Annotated in this window: 18 protein-coding genes; 15 read left to right on the top strand and 3 right to left on the bottom strand. The window is 37.5% G+C overall.

Features of this window, described 5'->3' with window-relative positions:
* The first annotated feature begins 22 nt into the window (after positions 1-22).
* The 9 genes from J3U50_RS04900 (at position 23) to J3U50_RS04860 (ending at position 7,358) form a co-directional block, all read left to right on the top strand.
* Positions 23-790 carry a TatD family hydrolase gene (locus J3U50_RS04900; protein ID WP_301945698.1) on the top strand — a complete coding sequence of 256 codons (768 nt, stop codon included), beginning with the start codon at positions 23-25 and terminating at the stop codon, positions 788-790.
* Complete coding sequence (gene rnmV, locus J3U50_RS04895) at positions 790-1,341, top strand: ribonuclease M5 (protein WP_034532461.1); 552 nt, start codon at positions 790-792, stop codon at positions 1,339-1,341. The genes J3U50_RS04900 and rnmV overlap by 1 nt, the downstream gene beginning before the upstream one ends.
* A 3-nt stretch (positions 1,342-1,344) precedes the next feature.
* Positions 1,345-2,232 carry a 16S rRNA (adenine(1518)-N(6)/adenine(1519)-N(6))-dimethyltransferase RsmA gene (gene rsmA, locus J3U50_RS04890; RefSeq protein ID WP_301945697.1) on the top strand — a complete coding sequence of 296 codons (888 nt, stop codon included), beginning with the start codon at positions 1,345-1,347 and terminating at the stop codon, positions 2,230-2,232.
* Between the two features lie 89 nt (positions 2,233-2,321).
* A complete protein-coding gene (locus J3U50_RS04885; RefSeq protein ID WP_054607916.1) occupies positions 2,322-2,573 on the top strand; it encodes a Veg family protein in 252 nt (83 codons plus the stop codon).
* A gap of 133 nt (positions 2,574-2,706) precedes the next feature.
* On the top strand, positions 2,707-3,555 hold the full coding sequence (gene ispE / locus J3U50_RS04880) for a 4-(cytidine 5'-diphospho)-2-C-methyl-D-erythritol kinase (protein WP_301945696.1): 849 nt from the start codon (positions 2,707-2,709) through the stop codon (positions 3,553-3,555).
* A gap of 120 nt (positions 3,556-3,675) precedes the next feature.
* On the top strand, positions 3,676-4,521 hold the full coding sequence (gene purR, locus J3U50_RS04875; protein WP_054607918.1) for a pur operon repressor: 846 nt from the start codon (positions 3,676-3,678) through the stop codon (positions 4,519-4,521).
* Positions 4,521-5,894, top strand: coding sequence for a bifunctional UDP-N-acetylglucosamine diphosphorylase/glucosamine-1-phosphate N-acetyltransferase GlmU (gene glmU, locus J3U50_RS04870; RefSeq protein ID WP_301945695.1), 1,374 nt, complete (start codon positions 4,521-4,523; stop codon positions 5,892-5,894). The genes purR and glmU overlap by 1 nt, the downstream gene beginning before the upstream one ends.
* A gap of 133 nt (positions 5,895-6,027) precedes the next feature.
* Positions 6,028-7,008 (top strand): ribose-phosphate diphosphokinase, encoded by a 981-nt coding sequence (locus J3U50_RS04865; RefSeq protein WP_034532467.1) that lies wholly within the window; start codon positions 6,028-6,030, stop codon positions 7,006-7,008.
* Positions 7,008-7,358 (top strand): DUF3899 domain-containing protein, encoded by a 351-nt coding sequence (locus J3U50_RS04860; RefSeq protein ID WP_054607920.1) that lies wholly within the window; start codon positions 7,008-7,010, stop codon positions 7,356-7,358. The genes J3U50_RS04865 and J3U50_RS04860 overlap by 1 nt, the downstream gene beginning before the upstream one ends.
* A 47-nt stretch (positions 7,359-7,405) precedes the next feature.
* Here the strand turns inward: J3U50_RS04860 and yidA are convergent, their stop codons facing one another.
* Complete coding sequence (gene yidA, locus J3U50_RS04855; RefSeq protein WP_054607921.1) at positions 7,406-8,218, bottom strand: sugar-phosphatase; 813 nt, start codon at positions 8,216-8,218, stop codon at positions 7,406-7,408.
* 13 nt (positions 8,219-8,231) lie between these two features.
* Positions 8,232-9,578 carry an HD domain-containing protein gene (locus J3U50_RS04850; RefSeq protein ID WP_301945694.1) on the bottom strand — a complete coding sequence of 449 codons (1,347 nt, stop codon included), beginning with the start codon at positions 9,576-9,578 and terminating at the stop codon, positions 8,232-8,234.
* Positions 9,579-9,741: 163 nt separating this feature from the next.
* Here J3U50_RS04850 and J3U50_RS04845 point away from each other — a divergent pair, with 163 nt between their 5' ends.
* The 5 genes from J3U50_RS04845 to J3U50_RS04825 all read left to right on the top strand — a co-directional run bounded on the left by J3U50_RS04845 (position 9,742) and on the right by J3U50_RS04825 (position 14,398).
* Positions 9,742-10,182 carry a DUF1934 domain-containing protein gene (locus J3U50_RS04845; RefSeq protein WP_051592206.1) on the top strand — a complete coding sequence of 147 codons (441 nt, stop codon included), beginning with the start codon at positions 9,742-9,744 and terminating at the stop codon, positions 10,180-10,182.
* 43 nt (positions 10,183-10,225) lie between these two features.
* Positions 10,226-10,807 carry a DNA-directed RNA polymerase subunit delta gene (gene rpoE, locus J3U50_RS04840; protein ID WP_301945693.1) on the top strand — a complete coding sequence of 194 codons (582 nt, stop codon included), beginning with the start codon at positions 10,226-10,228 and terminating at the stop codon, positions 10,805-10,807.
* A gap of 188 nt (positions 10,808-10,995) precedes the next feature.
* Positions 10,996-12,612 (top strand): CTP synthase, encoded by a 1,617-nt coding sequence (locus J3U50_RS04835; RefSeq protein WP_053791506.1) that lies wholly within the window; start codon positions 10,996-10,998, stop codon positions 12,610-12,612.
* A 163-nt stretch (positions 12,613-12,775) separates the two neighbouring features.
* Entirely contained in the window at positions 12,776-14,050 is a 1,275-nt protein-coding gene (locus J3U50_RS04830; protein WP_053791507.1) for a UDP-N-acetylglucosamine 1-carboxyvinyltransferase, read from the top strand.
* 102 nt (positions 14,051-14,152) lie between these two features.
* Positions 14,153-14,398 carry a type B 50S ribosomal protein L31 gene (locus J3U50_RS04825; RefSeq protein WP_053791508.1) on the top strand — a complete coding sequence of 82 codons (246 nt, stop codon included), beginning with the start codon at positions 14,153-14,155 and terminating at the stop codon, positions 14,396-14,398.
* 40 nt (positions 14,399-14,438) lie between these two features.
* Here J3U50_RS04825 and J3U50_RS04820 read toward each other — a convergent pair whose 3' ends face one another.
* Entirely contained in the window at positions 14,439-14,900 is a 462-nt protein-coding gene (locus J3U50_RS04820) for a low molecular weight protein-tyrosine-phosphatase (RefSeq protein WP_301945692.1), read from the bottom strand.
* Positions 14,901-15,101: 201 nt separating this feature from the next.
* On the opposite strand from J3U50_RS04820, the gene murF reads away from it, so the two are divergent.
* Complete coding sequence (murF, locus tag J3U50_RS04815; protein WP_301945691.1) at positions 15,102-16,472, top strand: UDP-N-acetylmuramoyl-tripeptide--D-alanyl-D-alanine ligase; 1,371 nt, start codon at positions 15,102-15,104, stop codon at positions 16,470-16,472.
* The last annotated feature ends 35 nt before the right edge of the window (positions 16,473-16,507 follow it).

Below are 16,507 nucleotides of genomic sequence, written 5' to 3'. Positions count from 1 at the left end.
TTTTACGATAGGAGCAAATATAATGCAAATTTTTGATTCACATACGCATTTAAACGATGATGCTTTTAGAGGACAAGTGCCAGAATACATCGAACACGCTAAAAAACTAGGTGTTACCAAGATGGCAATTGTTGGATCAAACCGTCAAATGAACGAAGAAGCGATTGAACTAGCTCATCAATACGATAACCTATACGCAATCGTTGGTTTTCATCCAGAAGATGCTTTGAACTATAACGATGAAGAAGAAGCCATCCTATACAAGCAACTACAAGATGACAAGGTGGTTGCCTTAGGCGAAATTGGTCTTGATTACAATCAAAGTACTGCCCCTAAGAAGGCTCAATTCAATGTGTTCAAACGCCAAATCGATATTGCCAAAGAACTTGGGATGCCAATCTCTGTTCATAACCGAGATGCCTTTGAAGATACCTACGCTATTTTAAAGGAAAAAGGAGTTAACAACGGAATAATTCATAGTTTCAATGGTGATGCGCAATGGTTAAACAAGATTATGGATTTAGGGATGTACGTCTCATATTCTGGTGTTGCCAGTTTCAAAAAGACCAAGGAAATCCACGATTCCGTTTCTAAGACACCAATCGATAGAATGCTAGTGGAAACAGATGCACCTTATTTAGCACCTGAACCATTACGTGGTCACCAAAACGAACCGGGTTATACTTTATACACTGTCGAAGCAGTCGCTCGTTTTAGAGATACCACACCAGATAAGATTGCCGATGCAACTTATCAAAACGCACTACGAATTTTTGGATTGGATGAATAATGGAAAAAATCAAAGAAGTAATCGTGGTAGAAGGCCGCGACGATACCAAAAGAATTAAAATGGCGGTCGACTGTGACACCATCGAAACCAGAGGATCAGCGATTGATGACAAGACACTTGCGTTGATTAAGAAGCTAGATAAGCAACGCGGGGTAATCGTCTTCACTGACCCGGACTTTTCTGGTGAACGCATCAGAAAGATTATTACTCAGGAGGTACCAAACGCTAAGCACGCGTTTGTCGATCGTAAAAAGTCGGTACCAACCAAGAGTGATGGATCACTAGGTGTTGAACACGCCAGCGTCGAAACCATCAGAGAGGCGCTAAAAAACGTCTATACAGCAGACACTAATCATGAGAGTGAAATTTCAGTTGCTGATTTAAATGCTGCCAGGGTCATTAATGATTCTGAGGCTAAAATTAGACGTACTCAACTATGTAATGAATTAAAGATTGGATACGTGAATGGGAAACAGCTATTGAAACGACTATCCATGTTTGGAATTACTAAAGAACAATTTAACGAAGCACTAAGTCATATTAAGGAGTAAACAATGCCAAATAATCCAGAAATCGCTAGCCCAGCTAGAACACAAGCAATCTTAAATCGTTTCCATTTATCAGCTAAGAAGAGTTTAGGTCAAAACTTTTTAACTGACTTAAACGTTTTAAACAAGATTGTCGATGCTGCGCATTTAACAGATACAGATAATGTCATCGAAATTGGACCAGGTATCGGTGGTTTAACTGAATTCCTAGCACGTAGTTCAAAACGTGTCCTAGCTTTTGAAATTGACCAAAATTTATTGCCTGTATTGGATGAAACACTAAGTCCCTATGATAATGTCGAAGTGATTAACCAAGACATCCTACAAGCTAATTTACCAGCTATTATCGAAGAAAAATTCAACAACGAACGTCCAATTAAGGTTGTTGCCAACTTACCTTACTACATCACAACTCCAATCATCTTGGATCTATTGAAGGGGAATGCTGAATTCGACAACATTACCGTTATGATGCAAAAAGAAGTTGCTCAAAGACTAGAAGCAAAACCAGGTAGCAAGGATTACGGTTCACTATCAGTGATTATCCAATACCTAAATGATGTTAAGTTAGCATTTGAAGTATCAAGAAAATCATTTATCCCTGCACCAAATGTCGATTCAGCAATCGTGACTTTGGAAAGAAAAGAATCCATTCAAAACGAAGTCTTTGATGAAAAGGCATTTGCTAGTTTTGTAAGGGGATGCTTTGCTCACCGTCGAAAGACCTTATGGAATAACCTACAAGGATTATTCGGTAAGGACGCTGAAACTAAGGAAAAGGTCAAAAACGTCCTAGATGAATTCGACATTCAACCAAGCATTCGTCCTGAAAAACTAACAGTTGATCAATACGTCGATTTAACAAATAAGTTCCATTCTATAAAATTGGTATAATATTATTTGATTATTAAAAAACACTGTGATATAATTTTGATTTTTAATATTTTCCGTGGTATAATGAACCTACTAGAGAGGTGAATATTATGCCAACCAGTTTGACTGACATTAAGAGCCACTTGGACACTCGCCTAGGCGAAAAAGTTGTTGTAACTGTTCAAGTAGGAAGAAACAAAACATTAGAACGACATGGGATGTTAGCAGAAACATTCCCTGCAGTGTTTGTTGTTGAGTTAGAGGAAGATGAAAATCTTAAGAGAGTATCTTACAGCTACACTGATATTCTAACCAAGAACATCGAAATGGATTTTGCCGACGAAGTAAGTGAAGAAGCTTAAAACTAAGAGCTAATAATATTTATTAGCTCTTTTTATTTTGCACTTTTGACAAAATCCGAAAGTTTCACTGACTTTTCATTTTAACTTTAGTATAATGTTATTAAATAATTTAGTTAAATTGGGGGTGTGATACTTGAGAACCGTAGAGAAAGCATGCGCCAAACTTAACCTAGGCTTGGATACGCCGTATCGTCATAAAGACGGCAAAATTGAGTGGAATATGATAATGACCTCGATTGAATTATCTGATTACGTCGAGATTGTTACCGAAAAGGGAAACGGGATTTCCGTTCACTGTAATCGTGTGTTTTTACCACAAGATCATCGCAACTTAGCATATCAAGCAGCATTTCTACTTAAAAAGAAATTTGGAATCCAACAAAAAGTGGATATCCATATCAGAAAGAATATTCCTGTTGCTGCCGGAATGGGTGGAGGATCATCTGATGCTGCAGCTGTTATTCGAGGTCTGAATCGTCTCTGGAACCTACATATGACCGATCAAGAAATGGCAACATTCGGATTGCAACTTGATTCAGACGTTCCTTATTGTGTTTACAGTCAGACTGCGATGGTTACCGGTAAGGGTGATAACATTGAATTAATGCCAAAACTGCCAAAGATGTATTTCGTAATTGTGAAACCAAAGGTTAGTGTTTCAACACCAGAAATCTTAAACAAGATTGATTACGATAAATTAGAACATGTGAATGTTAACGAATTGGCAGAAGCGGTTGAAAAGCAAGACTATGATCAAATCGTTTCTCACATGGGAAATGTATTGGAACCATTGTCTTCAAAGCATCACAGTGAGATTAAAAAGATTAAAGAGAAGTTCGAGAAATACGGTGCTGACAGTGCCCAAATGAGCGGAACTGGACCGACTGTCTTCGGGATTTGTAAGACGGAAAGCCAAGCAAAGCACATTTTTAACAGCATTCGTGGTTTCTGTTCTGAGGTATATATTGTAAGACCTATATAAAAATATCCGTTTAGGTGAAAGTTTAAACGGATATTTTTTTATTATTTCGTTTAAAAAGTATCTTAAATCCGAACATTATGATAAAATTTAGATGTAGTTTTTACTTAATGAGGTGAAAGAATGAAAGCAAAGCGTAGTGCGCGTCTAGTAGATATGACTCGCTACTTAATGGAGAATCCTAATACGGTAGTACCATTGACTTTTTTTGCAAATCGTTATGATTCTGCTAAGTCATCTATTAGTGAAGACCTAACCATTTTACGAAAAACATTTATGGAAACAGGAACTGGTGTATTAGAAACCATTCCCGGTGCCGCTGGTGGAAGTATGTTCATGCCCGGCATTCAAAAACAAGAAGCTAGTCAATTTATTGACGAAGTTCAATCAGCATTAGCTGACAATTCAAGAGTTTTACCTGGTGGATACGTATATATGAACGACCTACTTAACCGTCCATCAATTTTGAGACAAATTGGTCGAATTATTGCGACATTGTACAGTCACAAGAAGATTGATGCTGTATTAACTGTTGCCACTAAGGGTATTCCGGTTGCACAAAGTGTTGCAACCTTATTAAACGTTCCATTCGTGATTGCTAGACATGATTCTAGAATTACTGATGGTTCAACTATCAGTGTGAACTATATTTCTGGTTCTCAAAAGAGAATCGAAAAGATGGTTCTATCAAAACGTAGTTTACCTGCTAATTCCAACGTCTTAATCGTAGATGATTTTCTACGTGGTGGGGGATCAGCCGATGGACTATGTAGTTTAATCAAAGAATTTGATAGTGAAGTTGCCGGAATTGCATTCGTTGCCGAACGTGATTACGAAGGCCAACGTAAGATTAGCGAAGATGATTACACTTCATTATTCAAGATTGATACTAATAACGGTGATATTAAAGTTGATTTAGGTAATTTTACCTACGATAACTTTAGCGACGTCACCAAGGAGGAAGAATAATGACGACTAGAAATACAATTATTTTAGCTGCCGGTAAAGGTACGCGAATGAAGTCAAAACTATACAAAGTTTTGCATCAAGTTTGTGGTCGTACAATGGTTGATTGTGTATTAACACAAGTTGAAAAAATTCATATGGATAACATTGTTACTGTTGTTGGTTTTGGTGCAGAAGACGTTAAAACTCAACTAGGTGACAGAAGCCAATATGCATTACAAGAAAAACAACTAGGAACAGGGGACGCAGTTAAAAAGACTGCCGACATTCTAGAAGATGTTGATGGATCAACAATGGTTGTTAGTGGAGATACTCCATTATTTACAGCTGAAACTTTTAATCACTTGTTTACTCAACACGAAGAAAGCGGTGCAGTTGCGACTGTACTAACTTCAAAAGCACCTAACCCATTTGGTTACGGTCGTATCGTTAGAGATGACAAGGGTAATGTTAACAAGATTGTTGAACAAAAGGATGCCTCAGTTGCCGAACAAAACATCGATGAAATCAACACTGGTGTTTACGTTTTCGATAACCATGAATTATTCGAAGCTCTAAAGAAGGTTAAAAACGATAACGCACAAGGCGAATACTACCTACCAGACGTTATTGGTATCTTCAAAGAAGAAGGTAAGAACGTTGGTGCTTACCAAATGAAGGACTTTGATGAATCAATGGGTGTAAACGATCGTATTGCACTTTCAAAGGCTAACCAAGTAATGCAACAACGCATTAACGAATACCACATGTCAAACGGTGTTACTATGCCAAACCCTAATGACACATATATCGACTTTGGTGTTGAAATTGGTCAAGATACAATCGTAGAACCTGGTGTTCACATTAGTGGTCATACCAAGATTGGTAGTGACTGTAAGATTGGTGCTAACTCAGAAATTAGAGACTGCATCATTCATGACAACGTTACTGTAACTTCATCATTACTTGAAGAATCAGAAATGATGGAAGGCTCAAACATTGGACCATACTCACATCTTCGTCCAGAAGCTAAGATTGGTGAAAATGTTCACCTTGGAAACTTCGTCGAAGTTAAAAAGGCCCAAATTGATGAAGGTACTAAGGTAGGTCACTTAACTTACGTTGGTAACGCTCATCTAGGCAAGAACATCAACGTTGGTTGTGGTGTTATCTTTGCTAACTACGATGGTAAGAACAAGCACAACACCGAAGTGGGTGATAACTCATTTATCGGAAGCAATGCTAACTTGATTGCGCCATTACACATTGATGACCACACATTTATCGCTGCTGGTTCAACTATTACTGATGACGTAAAACAATACGATATGGCGATTGCAAGACAACGTCAAACCAACAAACCAGGATATTTCAAAAAGCTTCCATATGCTGATTAAGAGATAATCCAATGATATTTTATTTATTATTTGTATAATTTTTGAATGAAAAATTATCAATTATAGTGTAAAATTAACTGTGAATTAAGAATATAGTTACGAATTATAGAATTTATTGTTAGGTGGAGGACTTATGGCTGAAAGATATTCTGATCCTAAATTGAAGATTTTCGCTTTAAACTCTAACATTCCTTTGGCAGAAAAAATTGCTGATCGTGTTGGTGTTGATTTAGGTGAAACATCCGTTGACAGATTTAGCGATGGCGAAATTAGAATTAACATTGAAGAAAGTATCCGTGGGGATAACTGTTATATCATTCAATCTACATCAGCTCCCGTTAATGATAATTTAATGGAATTAATGATTATGATTGATGCTCTTAGACGTGCAAGTGCTAAGACAATTAATGTGGTAATCCCATATTATGGTTACGCTAGACAAGACCGTAAGGCTCGTTCTAGAGAACCAATTACTGCAAAGCTAGTTGCTAACATGCTAGAAACTGCTGGAATTGACCGTGTAGTTGCATTGGACCTACATGCTGCTCAAATCCAAGGTTTCTTCGATGTTCCAGTTGATCACATGATGGGTGCACCACTATTAGCTGATCACTTTATTAACCACGGCTGGGACTCAAACGCAGTCGTAGTTTCACCTGACCATGGTGGTGTAGTTCGTGCCCGTGCATTGGCCGAATTCCTAAAGGCACCAATTGCCATCATCGACAAGCGTCGTCCTAAGGCAAACGTTGCTGAAATCATGAACATCATTGGTGATGTTAAAGGTAAGTCATGCTTGATGGTTGATGACATGATTGATACTGCTGGTACTATCACTTTAGGTGCTCAAGCATTGATGGATGCTGGTGCTAAAGAAGTATACGCATGTTGTACACACCCTGTATTATCAGGTCCTGCAATTGATCGTATCCAACAATCACCAATCAAGAAGCTTGTTGTTACTGATACAATTCGCTTACCAAAAGAAAAGCAAATTGATAAGATTGAACAAATCTCAGTTGCTCCATTAATTGGGGACGCAATTAAGCGTATTAACGAAGATCGTGCCGTTAGTCCATTATTCAGCAACCGTTTCAGAAGTAACGCAGAATAATGAATAAACCAAAAAGATTAGGACTGCTAATAGCGTTAGTTGGAATCGTCGTTGCTTTAATAGCAATGGTGTTTAAAGTTAGTGCTATTACGATTAGTAACTATCTATTCTTGATAGGGTTACTATTCACAGTCATTGGCTTGATTGGAGTATTATCCAAGGGACATCTTTTCACTGGATGGCGTATTTTTCACCGTAAGGGTGATGATGAACGTTTTGAAAACGAAAAGATTCCGGCCGATAAAATTGGCGGCATTAAGAATGCCAAAATCGTGGTACGTCCATTTGCACAGTTAACGTTGATAATTGGAATTATCTGGATTGCGTTTGCAATCATTATCACACTATAAAAAAAGAACTCACTTCATTGAAGCGAGTTCTTTTTGTTTATGATTGATTATTTTAAAGCAAAGTTTCTAATGGCGTATGCAACACCGTTTTCCTTATTTGTCTTAGTAACCTTGTCGGCAACTTTCTTTAAGTCGTCAGCAGCATTACCCATGGCAACACCAGTACCTGCGTAAGTAACCATGCTAATGTCGTTACCTTGATCACCGATTGCCATTACGTTTTCAGCGGTGAAGCCTAAACGAGTAGCAAGTTTGCTTAGGGCAGCACCCTTTGAAGCCTTTTGGTTAACGAATTCTAGAAATACGGGTTCACTTCTAACCATTGTTAGGTGGTCTAAGAAGTTTTCTGGAATGTTTGGAATAGCCTTATCGATGATATCTGGATCAGCGATTAGCATTGCCTTAACGATTTCAGTATCGTCAGTAATTTCTTGTGGTTCACGAACACGAATTGGCATTCTCACAAGATAACTTTCAGCCACACTGTATGGACTTAGGTCACGGTTAGTGGTGTAGATATAGTCGGTAGTTTCGATTTGGAAGTTAGTGTTTAACTTGTGGCTTAGTTTTTCTAGTCCGACGAAGTCGTTGTAATCTAAATCAAACTTTTCGATGATGTTAGCATCTGCATCTTGTACTTGAGCACCGTTGAAAGTAATGGCGTATTCGTCATTACCAGAAATGTTTAGTTTCTTTAGGTATGGTTTAACACCAGTCAAAGGACGACCAGTACATAGAACAACTTTGACACCGCTGTTTCTGGCTTCAGTAACAGCATCGATTGTTTCTTGAGCTAAAATGTTTTCTTCGTTTAAAAGGGTACCATCGATATCGATGGCGATTAATTTGATTTCACTCATGGAGAAATCCTCCTTACTTAATTAATTCATCGTTTTTAATGTGTTTTTGAAACTCTTGATAAACTGGTTCGAATAAATCGATGTCACTATCTTTAGATAACATTTCCTTAGGGAAGAAGAAGCGTTCATCACCTAAGTGCTTACCAGTAACGGCACTAACTAGTTGAGATATCTTTGATAGTTCAATCATTGTACCATCGTTTCTTCTAAGTTCAATTTGCGTAGCATGATGTTTTTTGTTTGGATCATAAGCATCATATGGTAAATCAAAACTGTTGTTAACGGCGGTGTAGTAGGTGGTTTCGAAACCAGCTTCTTGAATCCATTTTTGCATGGTTGGAATCAATGATTCAGTTTCATTATTGTATTCTACAGATTTAAGTGGCTTTCTGTTAATAAAACGATCGGCTAAATCAGATAGAATCTTGTCGTCTGAATCAATCCAGTTAATGAAGTAGGTGTTTAGAACACCGTCATCTAGTTTCAAATAGTCATCGATAGTAAAGTCGTTCTTGAAGAATGGCATTAATAGATGTGGAGTTAGGCGGTCATTTTTATCCAATTGACTCGCTAGTTCCTTGGCTCTTTGAAGTAGGTGACTTAGGATAACTTCCATAGAACGTGATACTGGATGGAAGTACACTTGCATGTACATTTGCAAACGAGAGATGATGTAGTCTTCAACGGCATGCATCCCATTGATTTCAAAACAGATACCACCTTCGTAAGGTCTCATCACACGTAAGATTCTAGTTAAGTCAAAGTTACCGTAGTTGGCACCGGTGTTGTACGCATCCCTTAGTAGGTAATCCATTCTATCGGCGTCACATTGACTAGAAATCATTTGAACGACTTGTTGGTTTGGATAAGTATGGTCGATTACGCTAGCAACTTCCTTTGGAAAACTAGGGCTAATCTTGCTTAATACTTGGTTAACCTCGGTCTTTTCAGAAGTGATGATTTCTTGGGTGATTGCTTCGTGATTGGTACCAAAGATGTGTTCAAATGTATGTGAGTAAGCACCGTGTCCGATGTCATGAAGCAATGCTGCACATAGTGCAACTAATCTTTGAGAGTCATCCCAAAGGCCATCTCCATCAACTTTGCTAGGATAGTTTCTAAGGAAACCATCACAGATGCGACGGGTGATTTCGTACACTCCTAAACTGTGGGTGAATCTCGAATGTTCTGCACCATGGAATGTGTATGAAGCAGGACCTAATTGTTTTATTCGTCTTAATCGTTGGAATTCTTTAGTATTAATCAAGTCTAAGATGACTTGGTGTTGTACGTAAATGTAGTTAAGAACCGGATCTCGAAAAACCTTTTCTCGAGGCAGTAGTTTTTCTTGGTATTCCAAATTCTTACCTCCTTACTATTTATATATAAGTTATTTATGCTTATTATAACAAAGTTTTAAATGAAATAATTAATTTTCCGACCATTAATTAATGCATTTATGGACATGTCCGTATATAATATTAGTTTGTGATATATGAAATGAGGGAAGGTGAGTCAGTGTGATGGATAAAAATGAAAATGCTCAAAAGGTTGTTGTGAACTTAAAGACAACTATTTTCCAAGATGCAGAGCGCGAAGACTTTATATTTGAAGAAGTGGGTAGCCTGGTTCAAATGAACAACGGCCTATACCTTCGCTTCACCGAACATCAAGATAATCAAGCGGTAGCAAACGTTACTTTGAAAATTACCGATGAACATGTTCAATTAACTCGCCAAGCCAATGGTGGACATCACTCTAGAATGATTTTTGATGAAAACAAAGATCACGACACAATTTACCAAACTGAGTATGGTCCAATAAAAATTTTGGTCAAAACAAAAGAGTTAAACTATGATTATAATGAAGATATAATGAATGGTAAGCTCGGTATTGACTATGAATTACACTCTGGCGGAATGATTGTAGGAGAATACAATCTTACATTGCAATTTTCTGCTTAAAAAGGTATGATATTAATAGTATTTTGAAAGGACGTGCACCGATTTGAAATTACAAGCCTTAGAAGGTAAAGACAAAAAAGAATTATCAATGGTCGAAGTTGCTCACGCAATTCTTTCTGAACGTGGGGAAGTAATGGCCTTTGCTGATATCGCCAACGAAATCCAAAAATACTTGGGTGATTCTGATGAAGAAATTCGTAAACGATTGGTACAGTTCTACACAGATATGAACGTTGATGGTAGTTTTATTTCTTTAGGTGATAATCTTTGGGGACTAAGAACTTGGTATCCATATGATTCAATCGATGAAGCTACAGTTCATCCTGAAGACGAAGATATCGATCGTCCTAGAAAGAAAAAGCGTCGTAAGGTTAACGCATTCTTAGCTGATGCTTCTGACGATGATGACGTTATCGATTACGATGATGATGATCCAGAAGACCAAGACGACGAATTTGAAGATGCCGATGAAGGTGTCGACGAAACCGACAAGTATCACAAAGATTTAGATGAAATTGACGAAGAGAACGATGTTGACGACGATAACATCCCTGATGGTATCGAAGGCGAATTGTCAGAATTAAACGATGATGACGATGACATCGACGATGATTCTAAAGATTAATTTTTCCTAGAAATAATAATTATATTTCTTGACTATAAACCTAGAACAATGTAATATTATTTTTGGGCTCCTTACAAAAGAGTTTGTAAGGACAATTGATCGATTATAGTAATCAATGACTCCCTATTCTCAATGAATAGGGAGTTTTTAATTTTTACCCTAATAGATTTTATGAGGAGTTTTTTCACATGACTAAATATGTTTTTGTTACTGGTGGGGTTGTTTCTTCACTAGGAAAAGGAATTGTTTCTGCATCACTAGGACGTTTATTAAAAAACCGTGGAATCAACATTACTATTCAAAAGTTTGATCCATACGTTAACGTCGACCCAGGTACTATGAGCCCATACCAACACGGTGAAGTGTTTGTTACTAATGATGGTACTGAAACTGACCTTGATTTAGGTCACTATGAACGTTTCATTGATAATGACTTAAATAAATACTCAAATGTAACTACTGGTAAAATTTATTCAGAAGTATTGAGAAAAGAACGCCGCGGTGACTACTTAGGTGCAACTGTTCAAGTTATTCCTCATATCACTGGTATGATTAAAGAAAAAATCATGCGTGCAGCTAAGGTATCAAACGCTGATATCGTAATTACTGAAATTGGTGGTACTGTTGGTGATATCGAATCACTACCATTCCTAGAAGCTATTCGTCAAATGAAGAGCGAAGTAGGGGATGAAAATGTATTCTACATCCACACCACTTTAATTCCTTACTTACGTGCTGCTGGCGAAATGAAGACTAAGCCAACACAACACTCAGTTAAAGAACTACGTGGTTTAGGTATTCAACCAAACCTATTAGTTGTTAGAACTGAACAAGACGTTACTGATGCAATGAAGAGAAAGATTGCTCTATTCTGTGACGTTAAGCCAGAAGCTGTTGTTGAATCAAAAGATGCTCCAACACTTTACACTGTTCCATTGATGCTAGAAGCTCAAGGTATGGATCAACAAGTTGTTGACCACTTTGGTATTGATGCTCCTAAGGCTGACATGACTGAATGGAAGGCTCTAGAACAAAAAGTACAAAACTTAAAGAATGTTGTTAACATTACTTTAGTTGGTAAATACGTAAAACTAAAGGATGCTTACATTTCAATTACTGAATCATTACGTCATGCTGGTTACCCAGTTGATGCAAAGATTAACCTAAAGATGTTAAATTCAGAACTAGTTACTGAAGATAACGTTGAAGAATTACTTGGCGATGCTGATGGTATTATCGTTCCTGGTGGTTTCGGTGATCGTGGTATCGAAGGTATGATTACTGCAGTTAAGTACGCTCGTGAAAACGACGTGCCTTACCTAGGTGTATGTTTAGGTATGCAAATTGCAAGTATCGAATTCGCTCGTGATGTATTAGGTTACAAAGATGCTAACACTACTGAAATTGACCCAGAAACTCCACACAAGATCATTGACTTAATGGCTGATCAAGCTGATATCGATGGTATGGGTGGTACTCAACGTCTAGGTGCTTACCCATGTAAGCTAAAACCTGGTACTGTAACTGCTGCAGCTTACGGTAACAAGGCTGAAATTTCAGAACGTCACAGACACCGTTACGAATACAACAACGAATACAGAGAAGAAATGGAAGCTCACGGTCTAGTTATTGCCGGTACTTCTCCAGATGATCACTTGGTAGAAGTTGTTGAAATTCCTACTAACAAGTTCTTCGTTGCTGCTCAATACCACCCAGAATTCCTATCACGTCCAACAAGACCTGAAGGATTATTCAAGGCATTCGTTGCAGCTGCACACGAACAACATGAAGAAAACAACAAATAATATGTTTTAAATAAAAGGCCAGGAAGTTTTTCCGGCCTTTTTTTGTTGTTTTTATTAAATGTATGTTTAATTTAGCTGAAACTATTGTATTTTTAATACTTATTATTTAATATTGTTATTGTTCACTATTATTTAGTGAAACTGTAAGCGAGGAATTTAAACAATGAATAAAATGATAATAAAGGGTGGCCATCGTTTATCTGGTAACGTAACCATTGGTGGAGCTAAGAATAGTACTGTTGCATTAATCCCAGCAGCTATTCTAGCCGACACACCAGTGCAATTTGACATGGTGCCAAACATCTTAGATGTACACAATCTAATGGTGATTTTGGAATCAATGAATGTCTCATCAGATTTTGCCGATGGAATATTAAACGTCGACCCAACAACAATAAATGAAAGTGCCTTGCCAAGTAAGGCAATTAAAAGTTTAAGAGCATCATACTACTTCATGGGAGCACTATTAGGACGCTTTGGCCGTGCTAAGATTACTTTCCCTGGTGGAGATAACATCGGTCCTAGACCAATTGACCAACACATCAAGGCTTTCGAAGCAATGGGGGCAAAGGTTGAAAATGATGGGGATGAAATCATCATCACAACCGACGAAGATGGTTTACACGGAGCACAAATCTTTTTAGATGTCGTGTCAGTAGGGGCAACCATCAATGCAATTTTAGCTGCCGTTAAAGCCAAGGGTTCAACTGTCATCAGAAATGCTGCCAAGGAACCAGAAATTATTGATGTCGTTACATTCTTGAATAACATGGGTGCCAAGGTTAGGGGAGCCGGTACAGATGTGATTAGAATCGAAGGGGTTGAATCACTTCGTGCCAAGAACACTCACATCATTATCCCTGATAGAATCGAAGCAGGTACATACCTATCCATGGCTGCTGCATATGGTGACGGTGTGAAGATTCAAAACGTGATTCCAGAACATTTGGAATCATTCATTGCCAAGTTACAAGAAATGGGTATTGATCTACAAATTAACGAAGATAGTATCTACGTTCCAAAGACTGAAGAACTTAAGAACATCGAAATTAAGACAATGCCATATCCTGGATTTGCCACTGATTTACAACAACCAATTACGCCACTACTACTAATGGCTGCTGGCGATAGTACAATCATTGACACTATTTATCCAAAGAGAACCAAGCACATCTCCGAACTAAAGAAGATGGGTGCCAAGATTAGATACGATGAAGGTAACGGTACCATCATCGTAAGTCATACTGACGGACTTGTTGGCTCAAAGATTGAAGCAGGGGAAATTCGTGCCGGAGCATCAGAAATGATTGCCGGTTTAATGGCACAAGGAACAACTGTGATTGATAATGCTGACAACATTTTACGTGGCTATGACAACATCATTGATAAGCTAACTAATCTAAATGCTGTCGTTGAATTAGTTAACGACGAAAGTTAATTTTCGTGTTGAATTAACTTCTATTTAGTGTTACTATAATCAAGTCGACTAAACGATAATCTCTGAATCAACATATGATACAGGGCAAAGGAGCGATTTATAATGAAACAAGGAATTCATCCAGAATACCGCCAAGTGGTATTCCAAGATACAAGTACTGGTTTTAAATTCATGGCTGGTTCAACTATGAACTCAGCTGAAACTATCACTATGGATGATGGTAATGAATACCCATTAGTACGTCTTGAAATTTCTTCAGATTCTCATCCATTCTACACTGGCCGTGAAAAGTTCACTCAAGCCGATGGTGCTGTGGATCGTTTCAACAAGAAATACGGTTTCAAGTAAAGATAAAAAAAGACATATCCGTTTCGGGTATGTCTTTTTTTTACATATTTAACACATAGTCAATCCATTTTGGCATCGCTTCGTTAATTTGATTAAATGTTAAATCAAAATTACCGGTATACCAAGGATCTGCGATTTCTTCACCTTGCATTCCATCGATAACATCTAAGCAAAGATGAATCTTGTGGGCTTGGTCCTTTGGTGCCCAGTGAAGCAGGTTGTTCATGTTTTCGTAATCCATTCCAATGATTAAATCGTATTTTTTGAAATCAGATGATTCGATTTGTCTTGAATGTTGACCCGCATAGCTAATTTGTTTTTGGTCCAACAATTTACGAACTTCTGGGTGTGGCGGATTACCGATTTCTTCGGTACTTGTTGCAGCTGAATCAACTGCAATTTCATTTTCCAATCCACGCTCTTTTACGATCTTGCTAAAAATGGCCTGAGCCATTGCAGAACGACAAACGTTTCCATGGCACACAAATAAGACTTTTTTCAAAGTAGTCACGTCCCCATTAATTATTATCCATTAAACATATTAACAGTGTTTTGACAATTAGTTAATAGTTTTTATAAGACCTCATTAAAAATAAAGGATTGTCTCATAAAGGATTGAAAAATCGCATTTAAAATAATTTCTCGTTTCATGTTATAATATGTGTAACACTTATCGAACTGATGAAATGGAGATTTATTAGATATGAAAATGTCACTTACAGAAGTTGCTCGTGCAGTTTCTGCGCAAAACGATATTAGCGAATATGAAGATATTGATATTACTAGTGTTGCTTTTGATAGCAGGGAACTAACAGACGGGGCACTATTTGTGCCACTTGTTAGTCAAAACGATGGTCACGACTACATTCAAAGTGCAATTGATAATGGTGCAGTAGCAACTTTCTGGCAAAAAGGCCACGGAAATGCTCCAACAGATTTTCCAATTATCGTTGTAGATAATACATTAGAAGCACTACAAAGATTAAGCCAATATTACTTGGCTAAGATTAATCCTAAGGTTGTCGCAATTACTGGAAGTAATGGAAAGACTACTACTAAGGATATGGTTGCTTCGGTATTATCCACTCAATTCAATGTTACTAAGACTCATGCTAACTTCAATAACGAAATTGGTGTGCCAATGACCATTTTGGATATGGAACCAAACACTGAAGTATTGGTTGTTGAAATGGGAATGGATCGTCCAGGCCAATTAGATTTCTTGAGTCACTTAGTTGAACCAGACGTTGCTGCCATCACAATGATTGGTGAAGCCCACATTGAATTCTTTGGTACTCGTGACAAGATTGCCGATGCCAAGATGGAAATCGTAAACGGACTAAAAGAAGATGGTATTTTCGTTTATAACGGTGACGAACCACTACTAGAAAGTCGTAGTGAATCACTACCATTCAAACGTACTTTTGGTTTGACCGAAGATGATGATTTTTATGCTTACGACATTTCTGGAACAGAAGTGCAGACCACATTCAAGGTTAATAAGTACTCAGATGTTGAATTCAAGATTCCAATGATTGGTGAATATAATGTTAACAACGCATTGGTAGCAATCACCATCGGTGACCTATACAGAATCAGAGAAGAAAACATCCAAAAGGCATTATTGAATGTTAATTTGACTAATAATCGTACCGAATGGATTGAAGGAAGTAAACACGAAATGATCCTTTCAGACGTATATAATTCAAATCCTACTGCTGTTAAAGAAGTAGTGAACGCATTTACTCAAGAAAAGATTGAGGGCCGTAAAATTGCCGTTTTAGGTGATATGTTAGAACTAGGTGATCAATCAATCGAATTGCACGAATCACTAGCCGAAGTATTAGATCCAAAAGAAGTCCAAAGCGTGTACTTAATTGGTCCTGATATGAAGTACTTGTACGACAAGCTAAGTTCAGTTTATCCATCAGAAAATCTTTTCTACTTTAAGGCAGACCAATTGGATGATTTATACGACCAATTAAATGCTGAAATTTATGAAGGTGACCAAGTACTATTGAAAGCTAGTCACGGAATTCATTTAGAAAAACTATTAGATAAACTAACAAATTAATATAGGTAATTCATTTGCTAATTTGACCCAAAAGG

The sequence above is a fragment of the Lactobacillus sp. B3795 genome, from assembly GCF_026535805.1.
Lineage (GTDB): Bacteria > Bacillota > Bacilli > Lactobacillales > Lactobacillaceae > Apilactobacillus > Apilactobacillus kunkeei_C.
This window is presented reverse-complemented; position numbering and strand designations above follow the sequence as displayed.